We start from the raw sequence: 17771 nt of genomic DNA, 5'->3' as shown, positions 1-17771 counted from the left end.
GGGGGTGGGGTGGGGGCGGGCGGCGGGCGGGTGACTGCCGCATGGGACGGCTGAGCAGGAAGAACAGCCGCGACCGGGCCCTCTGGACCGCGATCGCACGCCGCCCTCATCCGCGCGGGAGGACACCCAGCAGCATCGAGGTGAAGGCGGTCCGCAGGGCCTCGCGCAGCTCGATGTGCAGGACGCCGAGGGCGGGCTCCTCGGCGTAGGCGGCGAGGACGCTGGGCGGCGGGGGGACGTACGACGACAGCGCGCCCGCCGAGGCGAGGCCCATCAGGCAGAACAGCTGGGCACCCTCGCCGAGTTCGGGCACATGGCGGCACAGCAGCTCGGTCGCGGCCTCGAGTCTGGCGAGGGAGGCGCGCTTGTGGCGCTTGACGACCTCGACGGAGACGTTGCGTTCGAGGACGCCGCCCTGGGCGCCGAAGAGGTCGCAGAGCACCGTACGGTCCGCGAGCGAGCGGCTGAGGACGTCCGCGAGCTGGGCCGCCCGGACCTCGGCGGGGGCGTGCGCGTCGACCCCCTCGGCCAGCTCGCGCTCCAGCTCGGTGATCCAGCACCCCAGGAAGTCGTCGAGGAGTTCGAGCAGGACCGCCTCGCGGGACTCGAAGTAGCGCAGGACGTTCGACTTGGCCAGGCCCACGCGGCGGCTGAGCTCGTTCAGGCTCAGCTCGGCCACCGGCATCTCGTCGAGCATCGCCGCCGCCGTGTCCAGGATGGCCCGGCGGCGGGCCTGCCGCTGCTCCTCGCTTCGCGCCCGCTGGAAAGTCACGCCTCAGCCTAACTTACGGACCACCGGTCTCTTGCTATCAGACCAGCGGTCCCTTACGCTCGGGACTCGTAACAGACCGGCGGTTCGTTACAGCTGCCGAAGCGAGCTGAGGAGAAGGCGATGACCGTGACCGAGAAGTGGGCCGAACAGCACATCCCCGACCAGAGCGGCCGGGTGGCGATCGTGACCGGCGCCAACACAGGGCTCGGCTTCGAGACCGCCCGGATGCTCGCGGAGCACGGGGCGACGGTGGTCCTGGCCGTGCGGGACGTGGCGAAGGGGGAACGGGCGGCCGCCCGCATCACCGGCGACGTCGCCGTCCAGGCCCTCGACCTGACCTCCCTGGACTCGGTCCGGGCAGCGGCGGCCGCCCTGCGCGCCGCGCATCCGCGCATCGACCTGCTGATCAACAACGCCGGCGTGATGTACACGCCGAAGCAGACCACCGCCGACGGCTTCGAGATGCAGTTCGGCACGAACCACCTGGGCCACTTCGCCCTCACCGGCCTGCTGCTCGACCGGCTCCTGCCGGTCCCCGGCTCCCGTGTCGTCAACGTCAGCAGCGTCGGACACCGCATCCGGGCCGCGATCCACTTCGACGACCTGCAGTGGGAGCGGTCGTACAGCCGCACGGGCGCATACGGCCAGTCCAAGCTGGCCAACCTGCTCTTCACGTACGAACTGCAGCGCCGGCTCGCCCCGCACGGCACGACGATCGCGGCGGCGGCGCATCCCGGGGTGTCGAACACCGAGCTGCTGCGCAACATCCCGGCCCCGCTGCGGGTGCCGGTCAGCCGCCTCACCCCGCTGCTGACGCAGAGCCCCGCGATGGGCGCCCTGCCCACCCTGCGCGCGGCCACCGACCCGGCCGTCACGGGCGGCCAGTACTACGGCCCCGGCGGCCGCGGCGAGATCCGGGGTTACCCGAAGCCGGTCGAGTCCAGCGCCGCCTCACACGACGAGACGGTCATGCACCGCCTGTGGACGGTGTCGGAGGAACTGACGGGGGTGTCGTTCCCGGTCGGGCGGGTCGCGGCGGCGTCCTGAGCGGCGGGCGGTCCAGCACTTCGACGCACATGATGCGGCCGTCGACGACGTCGAGGTTCAGCATGCCGCGCGAGGGGGGGAAGGCACACGCACCGATGCCCGGGCCCGTACGGCTGCCCCGGCGGATGGGGCGCGGTCCGAAAACTCTGACAGAAGTCGTCCCCGCACCCACACGCCTCGACGAGCCGCAGGTCCCGCGCGGAGAGGGCCAACTCCCGCTCCCCTTCCCCCTCCAGGAGGGAGACCAGCTCGGCGACGAGTTCGGGATAGAGGTCACGGACGAGGGGACCGCCGTCGTCTGTCGACCTCGGAGCACCCAGAGAGAGCCCGGCGGTGCCACCCCGGGCCTCACTCACCAGGTGCTTCATCCGATGCGGTCGCTTCTATTGAAGGAGGTATGGAGCCCTCCCCCGAGCATCCCCACTGCTGCGTGCGAAGGTGGGGCGCATGGGCAGTTCACGGGCGTACCCCGTCTTCCGTACCACTGACGCCATGGAGGCGTGGACGCAAGCACTGCGCCTGAACGATCTGCTGGAGGAACGCGGCGACGAGGTGACCCTGATGGCCGACGTGCTGACTGTCGAGGATGCGCGGCGGTTCGCGACGGTGCTGCCCGAGGCCGACTTCAACTATGCCGGTTCTCGGAAGGACCCGGTGACAGGTGAGTCTCTGGACTTCGGCTTGGACATCCTTACGGCCCACCACCGCTTGCTGGAGCCGGAACTGCCTCTGTCCGTCTTGCACTACGTCCCACCGGGCACGGTGGAGGACCGGTTCGTGAGGGCCGTGAGGCAGGGAACTGCCTCGATCGGCTTGCACGGTAGGTGGCCGGACGACGCAGAGACGGATTCATATGGGCATGCCAAATACGACGGCGTGGAAGTTCTCTTCAACTGCGATGACGTCAACTGGTTGCAACCGACTGACCGCCACACTGTCTTCGTTCACGTCGACAAGTGGGGCGACCTTCCACGCGCCGAGAAACTCGCCGCGCACCTGGGCAGCACCGTATTGGGGGACGCCCAGCACGGCTGGTAAGAGGTGCAGTGTGGCTGATGACGGGCCCGTGTGACCAAGAAGGCAGAACCTATTGATCAGAACTCATGGGGTCACGCGTCGATGACATGGCGGACGTGCCGGCCGCCTACCCACGCACGATGCGAGGTTGGTGTTGTCGGCGGCGGAAGAGCCGCCGGGTTTCGGCGGGCCGCCAAGAGCCGCGAGTACGCAGCCGCTCGCGAGGCACGACATGCACGCCCCGCGGCACTTCTACGCGTCCGTTCTGCTGGACGCAGGGGAGAGCATCAAGGCCCTTGCCGAGTACCTCGGTCACTCCGATCCGGGTCTGACCTTGAAGGTGTACGCGCACCTCATGCCCAGCAGTCGGAAGCGTGCTCGGAGGGCCCTCGGCCAGGCACTCCGACCGCAGGGCCCGGAGGACTGAGGGCCCAGAGTGGTCCCAGGCCGTGAAAATGCCTCCCACCCGCGCCGTATGCGCAGGTGGGAGGCATGATCATTGGGGCTACTTCTTCTTGCCCTGGTTCTTGACCGCCTCGATCGCCGCCGCCGCAGCCTCCGGGTCGAGGTAGCGGCCGCCCGGGGTGAGGGGCTTGAAGTCGGCGTCCAGGTCGTAGGCGAGCGGGATGCCCGTCGGGATGTTGAGGCCCGCGATGTCGGCGTCCGAGATGCCGTCCAGGTGCTTGACCAGGGCGCGCAGCGAGTTGCCGTGGGCAGCCACCAGGACCGTGCGGCCGGTCAGCAGGTCGGGGACGATCGCGTCGAACCAGTACGGCAGCATGCGGACGACGACGTCCTTGAGGCACTCCGTGCGCGGGCGCAGCTCCGGCGGGAGGGTCGCGTAGCGAGCGTCGGAGAACTGGGAGAACTCGGCGTCGTCGGCGAGCGGGGGCGGCGGGGTGTCGTAGGAGCGACGCCACAGCATGAACTGCTCCTCGCCGAACTCGGCGAGGGTCTGGGCCTTGTCCTTGCCCTGCAGGGCGCCGTAGTGGCGCTCGTTCAGGCGCCACGAGCGGTGGACCGGGATCCAGTGGCGGTCGGCCGCCTCCAGCGCCAGCTGGGCCGTGCGGATCGCGCGCTTCTGGAGCGACGTGTGGACCACGTCGGGCAGGAGTCCGGCGTCCTTCAGGAGCTCGCCACCGCGGACCGCCTCCTTCTCGCCCTTCTCGTTGAGGTTGACGTCCACCCAGCCGGTGAACAGGTTCTTCGCGTTCCACTCGCTCTCGCCGTGGCGGAGGAGGATCAGCTTGTACGGTGCGTCGGCCATGCCTCAGAGCGTAATCCACGGGTTCGCGCCCCCGGCGGCCCCGCCCAGCAGGCGGACGGTTGACGGGATCTGTTAATCGAGTGGCTCGCCCCCGCCCCGGCTTTGTAAGTTGCGGATGCCGTTCTGGCTACTTACATCCGCTGCCGGTGTCCGGCTCGTCCGTGGGGGGATCCCTGATGTCACTCGCCGCCGTCAGACGCGCCGCCAGGGAGACCGTCTCCGGGCTCCCCCGTGAGTTCTGGTGGCTGTGGACGAGCACGCTGGTGAACCGGCTCGGCGCCTTCGTCGCCACCTTCATGGCCCTGTACCTGACCCTGGAGCGCGGCCAGTCCGCCTCGTACGCCGGTCTGGTCGCCTCGCTCCACGGCCTCGGCGGGGTCGTCTCCTCCCTCGGCGGCGGCGTGATGGCCGACCGGCTCGGCCGCCGGCCGACGCTGCTGATCGCGCAGTCGGCGACCGCCGTGTCGGTCGCGGTGCTCGGCTTCGTGCAGCACCCCGCGGCCATCGCCGCCGTCGCCTTCGCGGTGGGCGCCGCCTCGAACGCCTCCCGGCCGGCCGTGCAGGCGATGATGGCGGACATCGTGCGGCCCGAGGACCGGGTCAGGGCCTTCTCGCTCAACTACTGGGCCATCAACCTGGGCTTCGCCGTCTCCTCCATGGCCGCCGGGTTCATCGCCGAGGTCAGCTACCGCGCCGGCTTCCTGCTGGAGGCCGGAATGACGGCCGTGTGCGCCGTGGTCGTCTTCCTGAAGCTCCCGGAGTCGCGGCCCGTGAAGGCGGACACGGGGAAGCACGGCGAGGAGATCGGGCTCGGGACGGTGCTGCGCGACCGGCGCTTCATGGCGGTCGTCGGGCTGTGCTTCCTGGTCGCCCTCGTCTTCCAGCAGGGCGCGGTCGGGCTGCCGGTCGCCATGGGCGCGGCCGGGTTCTCCCCCGCCGACTACGGCCTCGCGATCGCCGTGAACGGCGTCCTGATCGTCGCGCTCCAGATCCCGGTCACCCGGTTCATCGAACGCCGGGACGCCGGCCGCATCCTCGTCGTGTCGTCCCTGATCGCGGGCTACGGCTTCGGGCTCACCGCGTTCGCCGGGTCGGTCGGCGTCTTCGCGCTGACCGTGTGCGTGTGGACGATCGGCGAGATGCTCAACGCGCCCACCCAGACGGGCCTGGTCGTCCGCCTGTCCCCGGCCCACGGACGCGGCCGCTACCAGGGCGTGTACACGCTGTCCTGGTCGGTGGCGGCCCTGGTCGCCCCGCTGATGTCGGGCCTCGTCATCGACCACCTCGGCGCCGCCTGGCTGTGGGCGCTGTGCGCGGCCGTCGGCACGGTCGCGGCGGCCGGGTACGGCGTGCTGACGCGCCGGCTGCCCGCCGACGCGCCCGGCGCCACCGTCCCCGTGACCGTGTCCAAGCCGGAGACCAGCGCGGCCTGACCGGCGCTGAAGAACGCCGCTCAGGGGTGCATCCGCGCCCCCTTGAGCACCTTGTCCACGGCGTTCTTCGGCCCGTACACCGCGAGCCCCACCAGGTCCAGCGCGTCCGTGCCCACGGCCCGTACCGCCGCCCGGTTCGCGCCGTCGTGGCCGGTCGCGAAGAGGTCGGAGGTGAACAGGGCGCGGGGCAGCGCACGGGAGAGCGTGCGGGCGTGGGCGGCCGTCAGGGTCTCCTTGGTGCCCTCGAAGACCAGCACCGGCTGGCGGAACATGGGCAGGTAGGGGACGCCGTCCGCGTCCTCGTACGGCTCCCCGATCACCTCGGGGAGCCGCGTGCCCAGGCCGCTGACCAGGAACGCGGTGACGTTCAGCCGCTGCCAGGTCTCCAGGTCCTCGCGCAGCAGCACGGCGATCTTGGTGTCGAAACGGACGGGGGCGGCCGCCCCGTCGTGCACGGGTGCTTCAGCGTTCATACGGCGAGACTCTCCGACGCCGTACGGCCCGGTCTTGTACGTTCTTTGCATGGGCACCCGCGAGGAGGTCACCGCGTGGCGTCCCCGCGTCCCGGGCGTCACCGAGGTCTTCCACGCCCACTTCACCGACTACGCGTACCCGATGCACGTCCACGAGGCGTGGACGCTGCTCATCGTGGACGACGGCGCCGTGCGCTACGACCTGGACCGGCACGAGCACGGCACCCCGCACGACACGGTGTCCCTGCTGCCGCCGCACGTCCCGCACAACGGCTCCCCCGCCACGCCGCACGGCTTCCGCAAGCGCGTCCTGTACCTGGACGGCACCCGGCTCGGCGACGACCTGATCGGCCCGGCCGTGGACTCGCCCGACCTGCGCGACCCGGTGCTGCGGCGCCGCGTCGGACAGCTGCACGCGGCGCTCGCCCTCCCCGGCGACGAACTGGAGGCCGACAGCCGGCTGACCCTCATCGGCGACCGGCTGCGCGCGTGCCTGCTCCCGAGGACGGCGGCCCCGGCCGGCCGGCGCGACACGGTGCTCGCCCGCCGGCTGCGCGAACTCCTCGACGAGCGGGTGGTGCCGGGACTCGCCCTGGACGAGGCGGCGGCGCTGGTGCAGGCGCATCCCACCCATCTGGTCCGGTCGTTCAGCGCCGCGTACGGCATCGCCCCGCACCAGTACCTGATGTCCCGCCGGGTCGACCGCGCCCGCCGGCTGCTGCTGGAGGGCCGGGCGCCGGCCGAGGTGGCCGCCGCGACCGGCTTCTACGACCAGTCGCACCTCACCCGGCACTTCCGCCGGCTGGTGGGTGTCACCCCGGGCCGCTACCGCGGCAGCGCGCGCTGAGCGTCGTACAGATTGCGGGGCCGTACGACGCCGGTGGTGCCGTACAGCTCCAGGCGGGCGTGCAGGTCGCCGGTGAAGTCGGGCACGTCGATCTGGCCGAACTCGCTGACCTCGTTGAGGCCGACGGTGGCGGAGTGCGGTGCGAGGCCGTCGAGGCGGATCATGCCGGCGCGGCCGTTGACGACCCGTACGTTCCAGTGGGTGAAGCGCGCTCCGAACAGCGGTCCGGCGCTCGCGTCGCCGCCGTGGCGCCCGTCGTTGAGGACGGTGATGTCGGTGCGGACGTTGGCGAAGGGCAGCCCGCGATGGCTGTCGAAGGTGCCCATGCGCATGTCGCCGCGCGACCAGACGTTGTGGGAGGACAGGCCCTCGACGTTGATGCCGTGCAGTTGGGTGTTCGCGGGGGCGGGGGTGGTGCGTGCCTCGATCGTGAAGTCGTCGACCAGATTGTCGTGCGCGCCCTCGCGGCAGAAGTACGGGTGGTGCACGCCGCGGCCCGCCACGCGCGTGTGCGTGAGCGTGCAGGCGGAGGCGGCCACCAGGCCGAAGCCGTTGTCGACGTGGCGGACCGTCACGTCGTGCACCCAGCAGTCGTAGGCGCACTGCAGGACCACGCCGTTGTAGCCCTTGTCGAGGAGGTGCGGCTGCTGCGGGGTCTCCACCGCCTCCAGGGTGAGCCCCTCCACGCCCGCCCCGGTCAGCTCCTCCACGTGGGTGGTCAGCCGGGGGTCCCACTCGGGGCGCACGTCGAGCGGCAGCGGCCGTTCGAGGGTGACCTCACGGCCCCGGATACGGCTGACGCGCACCGGCCATTCGTAGGGCACGTACGAGGTCAGCTTCGTCTTGTCGTCCCAGGTGTACGCCTCGGCGCCCGGACCGTCGCCGCTCATGTGCTCCAGGAGGGTGTGCCCGGCGTCGTCGGCGAGGCGCAGCAGCACGAGGGCGCCGGGGCGCAGCGCCGACGGGTCGGCCACCCGGACCGTCCAGGAGCCGCGGCGGGCGGGGGCGACGGTGGTGAGGGTGCGCCACTCGTCGCGCCGGTTGCCGGTCCAGCCCTCGAACGGCCAGTCCCGCGCGCGGATGGCGTCGGTCAGGGACCGCCAACGGGCCTCGGGGGCGAGCCAGATCAGGCCACCGGCCCAGGACCAGGACGACTTGTCGCCGCCGTAGCGGGAGCCGTATACGCCGATCAGCTCGGTGAGGTTCTTCGTGGCGAGCAGGGTCGTACGGCCGCTGCCGGCGCCGCGCAGGACGACGTTCGAGTGGCCTACGCGGATCACGTCGTCGATGCGCCAGGTGCCGGGCGGGATGGTGACCGTGCCACCGCCGGCCCGTCCGGCTGCGGCGATGGCACGGTTGATCGCGGGGGCGCAGTCGGTGGTGCCGTCCGGCACGGCGCCGAAGGCGCGGACGTCGGCGACGACGCGGGGGCGGGGCCGGTGGCGGTCCCCGCCGCGTCGGCCGGCCCGGCCGACGTAGGGGATCTGCGGGTGGGCGTAGGGGGTGCGCGTGAACTCGTGCCAGAGGGCGGGGACTTGCGGGGTGCCGGGTGCCGGCTCGGTCAGGGTCGCCGCCCGGGCCGCCGGTCCGGCCGTCGCGGCGAGTGCCACGGCCGTGGCCCCGCCGAGCAGGGACCGTCTGGTGAGATGCGCGTCGCCCATGTCCGTACGCCCTCCATGCCGCTTTTCATAGCCGCTTTTCATGGATGTGAACGATGTTCAGAAGTGCGTCGGGTGGTGAGCATGCCACGAGGGCCCTGCGACGGGAAGAGGGTGCGCAGGGGTGAAGTGCTGTGCTGGGTGGGGTGGAGCTTCCGTCAGCCGTCGGACTTCTTGGTCAGGTGGCTGAACGCGTCCAGGTTGCGCGTGGACTCGCCGCGTGCGACCCGCCACTCGTACTCCTTGCGGATCGCGGAGGCGAACCCGAGCTCCAGGAGGGTGTTGAAGGCGCCGTCGGCGGCCTCCAGGACCTGGCCGAGGAGACGGTCGATCTCGTCGGGGGTGATCGAGGCGAGCGGCAGCCGGGCGGTGACGTACACGTCGCCGAGCCGGTCGACGGCGTAACCGACGCCGTACAGCTTGAGGTTGCGCTCCAGGAGCCAGCGGTGGACCCCGGACTCGTTCTCGTCGGGGTGGCGGATGACGAAGGCGTTCAGGGAGAGGGAGTGGCGGCCGACGATCAAGGAGACCGTCGTGGACAGCTTCCGCGTGCCGGGGAGCGTGACGACGTAGGTGCCCGGCTCGGGGCTCTCCCACTCCAGTTCGGCGTCCTTCAGTGCTCCCTCGACGACCTGCGCCGCCTTCTGTGCGTCAGCCATGGTGGGAGCGTACGCGACGGCGATACGTCTGGGCCGCGGCCGAGTAGACCTCCGCCGTGGCGGCCGCCGCGGTGTCCCAGCCGAACGACTGGGCGTGCCGCGCCGCCGCGTCCCCCATCCGCGGGCACAGCTGCGGGTCGTCGGCGAAGGCGCGCAGCACGCGCGCGTAGGCGGCCGGATTGTGGCCCTCGACCAGGAAGCCCGTCCGGCCGTCCGCCACGGCCACCGGGAGCCCGCCCACGGCGGCCGCCAGCACGGGGGTGCCCGCGGCCTGCGCCTCGATGGCGACCAGCCCGAACGACTCGCTGTACGACGGCATGACCAGCACCGACGCCGCCCGGAACCAGTCCGCGAGCTGCTCCTGCCCGACCGGCGGGCGGAACCGTACGACATCCGCGATACCGAGGCGGGCGGCGAGCTTCTGCAGCCCCTCGGGCTTCGCCATGCCGCTGCCGCTCGGGCCGCCGACGACCGGGACCAGGACGCGGGAGCGCAGCTCGGGGCGCTCGTCCAGCAGGACGGCGACCGCGCGCAGCAGGATGTCCGGCGCCTTCAGCGGCTGGATGCGGCCCGCGAAGAGCGGGATCAGGGCGTCCTGCGGGAGGCCGAGGCGGGCGCGGGCGGCGGCCCGGCCGTCGGCCGGTGAGAAGCGGGAGAGGTTCACCCCGGGGTGGACGACGGCGACCTTGTCCGGGTCGGCGGCGTAGTGCCTTACCAGTTCGTCGGCCTCCTCCTCGGTGTTGGCGATGAGCCGGTCGGCGGCGTCGACGATCTGGGTCTCGCCGATGACGCGGGCGGCCGGTTCGGGCGTGTCCCCGTCGGCCAGGTTGGCGTTCTTGACCTTGGCCATGGTGTGCATGGCGTGCACCAGGGGGACGCCCCAGCGCTGGGCGGCGAGCCAGCCGACGTGGCCGGAGAGCCAGTAGTGCGAGTGGACGAGGTCGTAGTGGCCGGGGCGGTGACCGGCCCAGGCCTGCATGACGCCGTGGGTGAAGGCGCACAGCTGGGCGGGCAGGTCCTCCTTGTTGAGGCCCTCGTAGGGGCCCGCGTCGACGTGCCGGACGAGGACGCCGGGCGCCAGCTCGACGACCGGGGGGAGGTCCGCGGCGGTCGTCCGCGTGAAGATCTCGACCTCGATGTTGATCGCGGCCAGGCACTGCGCGAGCTCGACGATGTAGACGTTCATGCCGCCGGCGTCGCCCGTGCCGGGCTGGTGCAGCGGTGAGGTGTGCACGGAGAGCATGGCGACCCGGCGGGGGCGGCGGTGCAGCCTGAGCCGGGAGGGGGCCGCCGGAGAGCGACGCCCGAGCCTGCTGACGTACTGGCTCACGTGGCGTTCCTCCTTGGCCTGCGGGCATGCCGGACAGAGGGTCGCTACGCCCTCCACCGCGGTGCAACGCCGGAAGACGGGGTTCCCATTCCTGGCGGGGCGGTTTTTGCCGAGGCGTTACCGGCTGTCGCTCAACCGTTCGACGGCAGAGTGCGTCACCGGGACCGGGTTCCCCGCGCGCGGGTCCCCATGCGGCGGGTTCATCAGTGCGGCGGCCTCCTCCACGGCGGCAGCCTCATCAGGACGGCGGCCCCATCAGGCGGCGATCCCATCAGGACGGGGCCCCCATCTCGGCGGCGATCCCATCAGTACGGCGTCCCCATCACGGGGGTGATCCCATCGGGACGACGGCCTGATCAGGACGGCAGCCCCAACAGCGGGGCGCGCCCGCCCCTTACCCTCGTAGCCATGACAGCCCGCGCAGCCCACCGCCCCGTGGGGTCGGTGACGCGCGGCACCACCAACCCCAACCGGCTGCGGCGCATGGACCGCTGGATCGCCCACGCCCACGGGGCCGAGCTGCGCCGGGCCGCCGACCCCGTGGCGGTCGACCTCGGGTACGGCGCCGCCCCCTGGACCTCCGTGGAACTGCTCGGCAGGCTGCGGGCGGTCGCGCCCCGGGTGCGGGTCGTCGGCGTCGAGATCGAACCGGCCCGGGTGGCCGCCGCACAGCCGTACGCACGCGACGGGCTCGTCTTCCGGCACGGCGGCTTCGAGATCCCCCTCCCCCAGCGCCCGTATCTCGTCCGCGCGGCGAACGTGCTGCGCCAGTACGACGAGGACGAGGTCGCCGGGGTGTGGGAGCGGCTGTGCGCCCGGCTCGCCCCGGCCGATCCGGTGACCGGCTCACGGGGCGGGCTGCTGGTCGAGGGGACCTGCGACGAGATCGGGCGCCGGCACGTGTGGGTGGCGCTCGGCCCGGAAGGGCCGCGCACGGTCACGTTCGCGACCCGGCTGGGCTCGCTGGAACGGCCGTCGGACCTCGCCGAGCGGCTCCCCAAGGCGCTGATCCACCGCAACGTCCCCGGTGAACCCGTGCACGCCTTCCTGCGGGACTTCGACCGCGCGTGGGCCGCCGCCGCACCCTACGCCTCCTACGGGGCGCGCCAGCGCTGGATCCGGACCGTGCGTCAGCTGACGGCGGACTGGCCGGTGACGGACGGCCCGGCGCGCTGGCGCCAGGGCGAAGTGAGCGTGGACTGGGCGGCGTTGGCGCCCCGGAGCTGACCCCTCCGGTCACGGCGGGCGGCCCGTGCCCCACGCGGCCCCGCTGACCTGCGGGGAACGATCTCCCTGAGTCGTTCGTCACAAAGGCGGGGTGATCGTCATGACCGGGAGGGGACGGGGGAAAGCAGACCTCTGTCACTTTGCGCGTCGACATGGCACGATCCCCCGGACGCCTTAAGTTACTGACGGGACATCAGTTTGGGGGCACAGGTATGGGCACGGGCAAGCGCGGCCTGATCACAGTGGCCGTGACCGTCGTCTGCGCGGTCACCGTCCTGGCGGCACCGGGCACCGCGTTCGCGGCACCCTCCCCGACCCCCTCGCCCAGCGCCTCGGCCTCCGCCGACCCGGCTCCGGTGACCAACGAGGAGCTCGAAGCCGTCCGCACGAAACTGGAGAAGCTCTACCACGCCGCCTCCGTCGCCACCGACGAGTACAACGCCGCCGAGGAGGCCGCCGAGAGGCAGTCGGCCGAGATCGTCGAACTGGCGAAGAAGATCGTCAAGGGCAAGGAAAAGCTCGCCGAGCTGAAGAAGCGCGCCGGCGCGGCCGCCGCCGCCCAGTACCGCTCCGGCGGACTGCCGGACGAGGCGCACCTGATGCTCAGCGACAACCCGCAGCATTTCCTCGACAACACCCGCCGGGTGCTCCAGGGGCAGCGCGCCACCAAGGGCCTGCTGGCCGAAATGACGCGCACCCAGCAGGACTTGGAGCAGTACGCGAAGGACGCCTCCGCGCAGTGGCGGCGACTGGAGGAGGGCCGCAAGGCCAAGGCGGCCGCCCAGAAGAAGATCGAGAAGCAGATCAAGGCCGCGGAGGACCTGGAGTCGCAGCTCGAGAAGGAGGAGCGGGAGCGCCTGGCCGAGCTGGAGGCGGCTGCCGCGCGCAAGGCGCAGACCGCCTGGCTGGACTCCGGCATCCTCGAGGACCTCAAGACCAAGGCGTCCGAGCAGGGCCGCAAGGCCGTCGCCTATGCCACCGAGCAGCTGGGCAAGCCGTACGAGTGGGGCGCCGAGGGCCCGAAGACGTACGACTGCTCGGGGCTGACCTCACAGGCGTGGGCGAGCGCGGGACGCCCGATCCCCCGGACGTCCCAGGAGCAGTGGAAGCGGCTCAAGCACATCCCGGTCGAGGACATGCGCCCCGGCGACCTCATCATCTACAACACCGACGCCAGCCATGTGGCGATGTACGTCGGGGACGGCGCCATCATCCACGCCCCGCGGCCCGGCCGCACGGTGACCGTGGCGGGCGCCGGTTCGATGCGGATCCTCGGAGTGGTCCGTCCCGATGCGTGATGTTTCAGGGGGTCTTGTGACTCTCCTCGTGACTCCCCGTGTGAGGGTCCCGTGGTGACCGCCACCACGTGACCCAGTCCACGTCACATCCCCCACGTCTCCGTCACGGACGTGACGTTCGTCATCCCCGGGGCCCCGTCGGCCTGTCCAACTGCGGTAGCAAACGCGGCATATGACAGGGGCGAGGGTCCGCAGGACGTGCCCCGCGCCATTCCGCTGCGGCGCCGGCACCCGCTATGGTCCCCGTCGGTGGATCGAGGACCCTCGTTCTGCCTGCCCTCGGGGGGAGGGAAGGAACTCACGACAATGCCCGTACCCGTACCGCGGCAGAGAGCGATCCCGGCCGTGGAGACAGGTCAGGCGCAGGCCGCTTCCCCAGGCGGCGGCACCTTCACGGACGAGGCCCCGCGTAAGGAACAGACGGTCGAGAACGCCCCGCACACCAATCTGACGCTGCTGCTGATCGAGGACGATCCCGGCGGCTCGACGGTCGTGCCCGAGATGCTCGACTCGGCCGGCAAGCCCATCCGGGTGCGCACCGCCCGCAACCTCACCGAGGCCGCGCGGCTGCTCACCGACGACGTCCACTGCATCCTGCTGGACCTGGCGCTGCCCGCGCCCGCCCGGTCGGGCGAGGACGACGACGAGCTCGGCGTGCTCAAGCACGTCCTGGAGCTCGCGCCCCGGCACGCCGTGCTGGCCCTCACCGCCTCCGGTGACGCCGAGCGCGGCGCCGAGGCCGTGCGCGTCGGCGCGCAGGACTATCTGTTCCGGGACGAGCTGGACGGCCGGCTGCTGAGCCGGGCGATCCGCTACGCCGTGGAGAGGAAACGTTCCGACACGGCCGAGCGGCGGCTCGCCGAGGGACGGCTGCGGGCGCAGGAGAACCGGCGCCTGGAGCGCGGCCTGCTGCCGACCCCGCTGCTGGAGGGCTCCTCGCTGCGGTTCGCCGCCCGCTACCGCCCGGGACGCTCGCGCGCCCTGCTCGGCGGTGACTTCTACGACGTCGTGCGCACCGCGGACGGCACCGTGCACGCCATGATCGGCGATGTGTGCGGGCACGGGCCCGACGAGGCCGCGCTCGGCGTGGAGCTGCGCATCGCGTGGCGGGCGCTGACGCTGGCCGGGCTCTGCGGCGACCAGCTGCTGGACACGCTCCAGCAGGTGCTGGAGCACGAGCGGAGCGACGACGAGATCTTCGCGACGCTGTGCACCGTCGACATAGCGCCGGACGGGCGCCGCGCCGGGCTCTGCCTGGCCGGGCATCCGTCCCCGCTGCTGGCCCGCCCCGGCCGGGCAGCACGGCTGCTGCCGTACGACAACAACGGCCCGGCGCTCGGGCTGGTGCCCGGCGCGCGCTGGCCGCGGATGCAGGTGGAGCTCGGGGCCGAGTGGAGCATGATGCTCTACACCGACGGCCTGATCGAGGGCCGTGTCGGCGAGGGCCGCGAGCGGCTGGGCCAGGACGGCATGGTCGACATGGTCCGCCGGCAGCTCGGCGAGGGACTGCGCGGCGAGGAACTGCTGAGGGCGGCCGTCAACGAGGTCCGGGACCTCAACGGCGGTGAGCTGACGGACGACGTGGCGGTACTGCTGCTCGACCGGTCGGCGTAAGGGCGACCGGTCCGGGCCGGCGCCCTCCGCTCGTCGTCACCGGTCAGCGGCCCCCGTTGTACGGCCCGTAGGGGCCGTCGCTGCTGGAGCCGCCTCTGCGCGGACGGCCGCCGCCCGACAGGCCCCGCAGGGCGGGGCGGACGTCGACCATGTAGACGATCGTCGCGATGAGGCCGATGATCGGCAGGAACGACAGGATGTTGAAGATCAGGTTCACCACGAAGGCGAGCCCGAGGACGATCAGCCAGAAGGCCTTGCTCTGCTTGTCGACCGCCCGGTAGGCGTCCTCCCGGCGGACGGCCGCGTCGATCAGCGCGAAGCCGCTGAAGAGGATCAGGGCCACGCTCAGCAGCCACATGAACCCCGCGAAGCCCTGCATCAGCACAACGTCCACCACCTGAATCAGCTTGTGTCTACGCGGTCACCGTACCCGCATCCGCAGGACCGTTACCCGGAGAACGGGCCGCGCACTCGGTAAGTGCCCGGCCCGCTCTCCGTGCTCGTTCTTCACCCGCCCGGGTGACCCGGCGGGCGCGGTCGGCGCTACTTGGCCGGCGGGGTCGTCTTCTTGGCGGTGGCCTTGCGCACCGGTGCCTTCTTGGCCGGGGCCTTCTTCGCCTGCGCGGCGGCCGGCTCGGTCTTCACGGGCGCGGGCCTGGCCGGGGCGGCGGGCTTGGCCGCGGCGGGCGCGGGCTTGGCCTCCTTGACCTCGACCGGCTTGGCGTCCGGCTCGACGGCGATCGCGAACTCCTCGATCTCCTCGGCCGCCTCGCCACGCCAGGTCCGCACGGCCTGCTCGCCGTGCTCGGCGACCTTCTCGTAGGTCTCGCGGGCCCGCACGGCGTACTCGGCGGCGACGCCGATGGTGCGCAGCGCCAGGTCCTGAGCGCTCTCGCCGAACTTCTTCAGGTCGGCGTCGAGGTTGCTGCCGAACTTCTTGAAGTCGGCGTCCAGGCTGCTGCCCAGCTTCTTGAGGTCGGTGTCCAGGCCGCCGACGAACTCGGTGACCTTGGCCTGCAGGGCCTCCTGGGCCTCCTTGGCCTTGGCACCGGCCTCCTTGGCGCGGGCGGCGGCCTTCTCCTGGACGACCTTCGGGTCGGTGCTGCGCACGGCCTCGAACCGCGACGGCGCCTCGGTGCGCAGCTGCTCCACCAGTCCCGGCACCTTCTTGGCCTGCTGGAGGGCGAGGTCGGCGGTGCCGGCGGCGAAGTAGAGCGGGGTCGGGTCGCTGAGGGTCTTGCGCAGGTCGTCGGTGATGGCCATGGTGAGGGTCCTCCCGGGTCGCTATCAGATGAGGGTTCTGGGTACCCGCGGCCGGCCGGACGGCTGGCACCCGAGGAGCGGCCGACGCACGGGGCGCGTGCGGCGGTCCACGGTCAGCCGGCCGACCGCTGCGGGCCGGTCGGGTTCTCCGGGCCGGCGTCGCTGCCGTCGGACGTACGGGTCGTGCGGGGTGTGCGGGTGGCTCGGGGGCGGCGCGCGGTGTCCTCGCGGCCACCGTCATCGTCGGCCTCGGCGTCGGGGTCTTCGCCGCCGTCCTGCGAGCCGCCGGCCAGATCCTCCACGGCGTCGGCGATGCGCTCGGCCGCCGTCTCCGCGTCCGCCTCCGCTTCCGTGGTCTCGGGGGATATCCCGAAGCCGTTCTCCTTACGGAAGGACTCGTAGATCTGGAGCAGCACCTGCTTCTGGCGCTCGTTCAGGGTCGGGTCGGCCAGGATGACGGCGCGCGTCTCCACCTCGTCCCGGTCCCGCTCGGCGTCGAGGATGCCGGCGCGGACGTACAGCGTCTCCGCGGAGATCCGCAGGGCCTTGGCGACCTGCTGCAGCACCTCCGCGGACGGCTTGCGCAGCCCGCGCTCGATCTGGCTCAGGTACGGATTGGACACCCCGGCGGCATCGGCGAGCTGCCGCAGCGACAGCTGCGCGGTGCGCCGCTGCTCGCGCAGGTACTCGCCGAGATTGCCGACGTTGAGGGATGCCATGCCCCCACTGTGCCGCACCGTCGCTAACTTTTGCAAGCACCCGCTTGCAAAAGTGCGCCACACCACCCGTGCAGCGTCTCCACCCGAGTCCCCTGGAACCCATGCCCAGTTCGAGGCCGAACCCGCCGCAGACCGGTGGATCTTCCACCGCGAAGGCGACGACGTCCGGATCCGCGTGCTGGAACTGCGCCACGGCAGCGATCATGCTCGAAGCGCTCAGGCGCCTTCGAAGTGGAGGCCGGGGCGGGTCCAGAGGGTGAGGTCGCCGCTGGTCGCGACCGCCAGGGTGAGGCCCGACGGGGAGAACCCGGCCGCGCGGAGTTCCGAGTACTCGGAGTGGAAGAGTCGAGGATCTCTCGCGCAGTGGTCCACGTCGACCGACTTTCCTGGCGGGTGATCTCGGCGACCTCCGCCGGCGGCGCCGCGGTCAGCGGCCGGGATTCCCTGGCGTCGTGCCCCGGCTTCCACCGCCGCCCGCGATCCACTCCTCCAGCACCGTGAAGTCCCGGTCGGTGAGGCCCTGGCGGTGGTCGACGCGGTGGAGGAGGGCCGGGGAGGGGTGGTGGGCGGCGACATAGGCGCGGTCCACGTCGGTGATCTCGTCGTCGACCCAGACGAACGCCCGGCCCGCCGCCCAGGCCACCAGGGGCCGGGTCTTCCAGTGCGGGGTGCGGGTGCCGAGCCACGGTTCGGCGTCCTCGTCGGGCCAGTCGACCAGCCGCAGCGGAGGCAGGCCGAGCCAGGGCGCGAGGGCGGCGTTCGCGTCGTCCAGCCAGGTCGTCGCCCACACCAGCTCGCACCCGAGCCGCGCGAGCCGCCGCAGCCGGGCGCCGAGGGTGGGGTCCACCCGGGAGAGGAGAGGGTGGGCGGGAGGTCCGGGCGAGGTGTGGGGCGCTTCGAACAGGGGGTAGGGCCGCTGCGACCCGAAGGGGATGAGCGTGCCGTCGACGTCGAGGAACAGGAGCATCGAAAACAGCATCGCCCTTGGGCGGGCCCTGCGCTACCGTCGACCGCATGACTGCCGGGTCGGCCTTGTGCCGTGAGCGAGTTGGGTGTTGCCCGGCCTCTGAGTGAGGCCATGGGCGCGGGCCAGAGGCCCGCCTCTTTCTCTCCGCTTCCCTCCCAAAGGACACCGCGAAGAGAAAGA

Annotated in this window: 17 protein-coding genes; 7 read left to right on the top strand and 10 right to left on the bottom strand. The window is 72.0% G+C overall.

Going from position 1 to position 17771, the window contains the following annotated elements:
• Positions 1-106: 106 nt before the first annotated feature.
• Positions 107-772 (bottom strand): TetR/AcrR family transcriptional regulator, encoded by a 666-nt coding sequence (locus ADL34_RS26060; RefSeq protein ID WP_062670508.1) that lies wholly within the window; start codon positions 770-772, stop codon positions 107-109.
• Positions 773-892: 120 nt separating this feature from the next.
• On the opposite strand from ADL34_RS26060, the gene ADL34_RS26055 reads away from it, so the two are divergent.
• On the top strand, positions 893-1819 hold the full coding sequence (locus tag ADL34_RS26055; protein ID WP_199835636.1) for an SDR family NAD(P)-dependent oxidoreductase: 927 nt from the start codon (positions 893-895) through the stop codon (positions 1817-1819).
• Between the two features lie 447 nt (positions 1820-2266).
• Positions 2267-2857: a hypothetical protein gene (locus ADL34_RS26050; protein WP_062670510.1), complete on the top strand. Its 591-nt coding sequence runs from the start codon at positions 2267-2269 to the stop codon at positions 2855-2857.
• A 484-nt stretch (positions 2858-3341) separates the two neighbouring features.
• On the opposite strand, the gene ADL34_RS26040 is transcribed toward ADL34_RS26050, so the two are convergent.
• On the bottom strand, positions 3342-4103 hold the full coding sequence (locus ADL34_RS26040) for a phosphoglyceromutase (protein ID WP_062670513.1): 762 nt from the start codon (positions 4101-4103) through the stop codon (positions 3342-3344).
• 176 nt (positions 4104-4279) lie between these two features.
• On the opposite strand from ADL34_RS26040, the gene ADL34_RS26035 reads away from it, so the two are divergent.
• Complete coding sequence (locus ADL34_RS26035) at positions 4280-5536, top strand: MDR family MFS transporter (protein ID WP_062670515.1); 1257 nt, start codon at positions 4280-4282, stop codon at positions 5534-5536.
• 20 nt (positions 5537-5556) lie between these two features.
• On the opposite strand, the gene ADL34_RS26030 is transcribed toward ADL34_RS26035, so the two are convergent.
• Positions 5557-6009: a DUF2000 domain-containing protein gene (locus ADL34_RS26030; RefSeq protein ID WP_062670517.1), complete on the bottom strand. Its 453-nt coding sequence runs from the start codon at positions 6007-6009 to the stop codon at positions 5557-5559.
• Between the two features lie 49 nt (positions 6010-6058).
• Here ADL34_RS26030 and ADL34_RS26025 point away from each other — a divergent pair, with 49 nt between their 5' ends.
• A complete protein-coding gene (locus ADL34_RS26025; RefSeq protein WP_062670519.1) occupies positions 6059-6856 on the top strand; it encodes a helix-turn-helix transcriptional regulator in 798 nt (265 codons plus the stop codon).
• Here the strand turns inward: ADL34_RS26025 and ADL34_RS26020 are convergent.
• From ADL34_RS26020 to mshA, 3 genes are all read right to left on the bottom strand, one after another.
• Positions 6835-8517, bottom strand: coding sequence for a glycosyl hydrolase family 28-related protein (locus ADL34_RS26020; RefSeq protein ID WP_079034310.1), 1683 nt, complete (start codon positions 8515-8517; stop codon positions 6835-6837). The genes ADL34_RS26025 and ADL34_RS26020 overlap by 22 nt on opposite strands.
• Before the next feature lie 155 nt (positions 8518-8672).
• Positions 8673-9173 (bottom strand): YbjN domain-containing protein, encoded by a 501-nt coding sequence (locus ADL34_RS26015; protein ID WP_062670522.1) that lies wholly within the window; start codon positions 9171-9173, stop codon positions 8673-8675.
• Positions 9166-10503 carry a D-inositol-3-phosphate glycosyltransferase gene (gene mshA, locus ADL34_RS26010; RefSeq protein ID WP_062670525.1) on the bottom strand — a complete coding sequence of 446 codons (1338 nt, stop codon included), beginning with the start codon at positions 10501-10503 and terminating at the stop codon, positions 9166-9168. Before mshA ends, ADL34_RS26015 begins: the two co-directional genes overlap by 8 nt.
• A gap of 408 nt (positions 10504-10911) precedes the next feature.
• Here mshA and ADL34_RS26005 point away from each other — a divergent pair, with 408 nt between their 5' ends.
• From ADL34_RS26005 to ADL34_RS25995, 3 genes are all read left to right on the top strand, one after another.
• A complete protein-coding gene (locus ADL34_RS26005; RefSeq protein ID WP_234375112.1) occupies positions 10912-11730 on the top strand; it encodes a class I SAM-dependent methyltransferase in 819 nt (272 codons plus the stop codon).
• Between the two features lie 212 nt (positions 11731-11942).
• Positions 11943-13028 carry a C40 family peptidase gene (locus ADL34_RS26000; RefSeq protein ID WP_062670529.1) on the top strand — a complete coding sequence of 362 codons (1086 nt, stop codon included), beginning with the start codon at positions 11943-11945 and terminating at the stop codon, positions 13026-13028.
• Positions 13029-13334: 306 nt separating this feature from the next.
• Complete coding sequence (locus ADL34_RS25995) at positions 13335-14642, top strand: PP2C family protein-serine/threonine phosphatase (RefSeq protein ID WP_062670531.1); 1308 nt, start codon at positions 13335-13337, stop codon at positions 14640-14642.
• A 43-nt stretch (positions 14643-14685) separates the two neighbouring features.
• On the opposite strand, the gene ADL34_RS25990 is transcribed toward ADL34_RS25995, so the two are convergent.
• The 4 genes from ADL34_RS25990 to ADL34_RS25975 all read right to left on the bottom strand — a co-directional run bounded on the left by ADL34_RS25990 (position 14686) and on the right by ADL34_RS25975 (position 17591).
• Entirely contained in the window at positions 14686-15021 is a 336-nt protein-coding gene (locus ADL34_RS25990) for a DUF2516 family protein (protein WP_079034315.1), read from the bottom strand.
• 164 nt (positions 15022-15185) lie between these two features.
• Positions 15186-15905: a hypothetical protein gene (locus ADL34_RS25985; RefSeq protein WP_062670535.1), complete on the bottom strand. Its 720-nt coding sequence runs from the start codon at positions 15903-15905 to the stop codon at positions 15186-15188.
• A 113-nt stretch (positions 15906-16018) separates the two neighbouring features.
• Positions 16019-16624 (bottom strand): helix-turn-helix domain-containing protein, encoded by a 606-nt coding sequence (locus ADL34_RS25980; protein ID WP_062670537.1) that lies wholly within the window; start codon positions 16622-16624, stop codon positions 16019-16021.
• A gap of 427 nt (positions 16625-17051) precedes the next feature.
• The gene (locus tag ADL34_RS25975; protein ID WP_062670539.1) at positions 17052-17591 is read right to left on the bottom strand and encodes an HAD domain-containing protein; all 540 of its coding nucleotides are present in this window, start codon (positions 17589-17591) and stop codon (positions 17052-17054) included.
• Between the last annotated feature and the right edge of the window lie 180 nt (positions 17592-17771).

This window comes from Streptomyces sp. NRRL WC-3605 (assembly GCF_001509795.1).
Taxonomy (GTDB): domain Bacteria; phylum Actinomycetota; class Actinomycetes; order Streptomycetales; family Streptomycetaceae; genus Streptomyces; species Streptomyces viridochromogenes.
The sequence above is the reverse complement of the archived record's forward strand: the minus strand, read 5'-3'. Positions and strand labels throughout refer to the sequence as shown.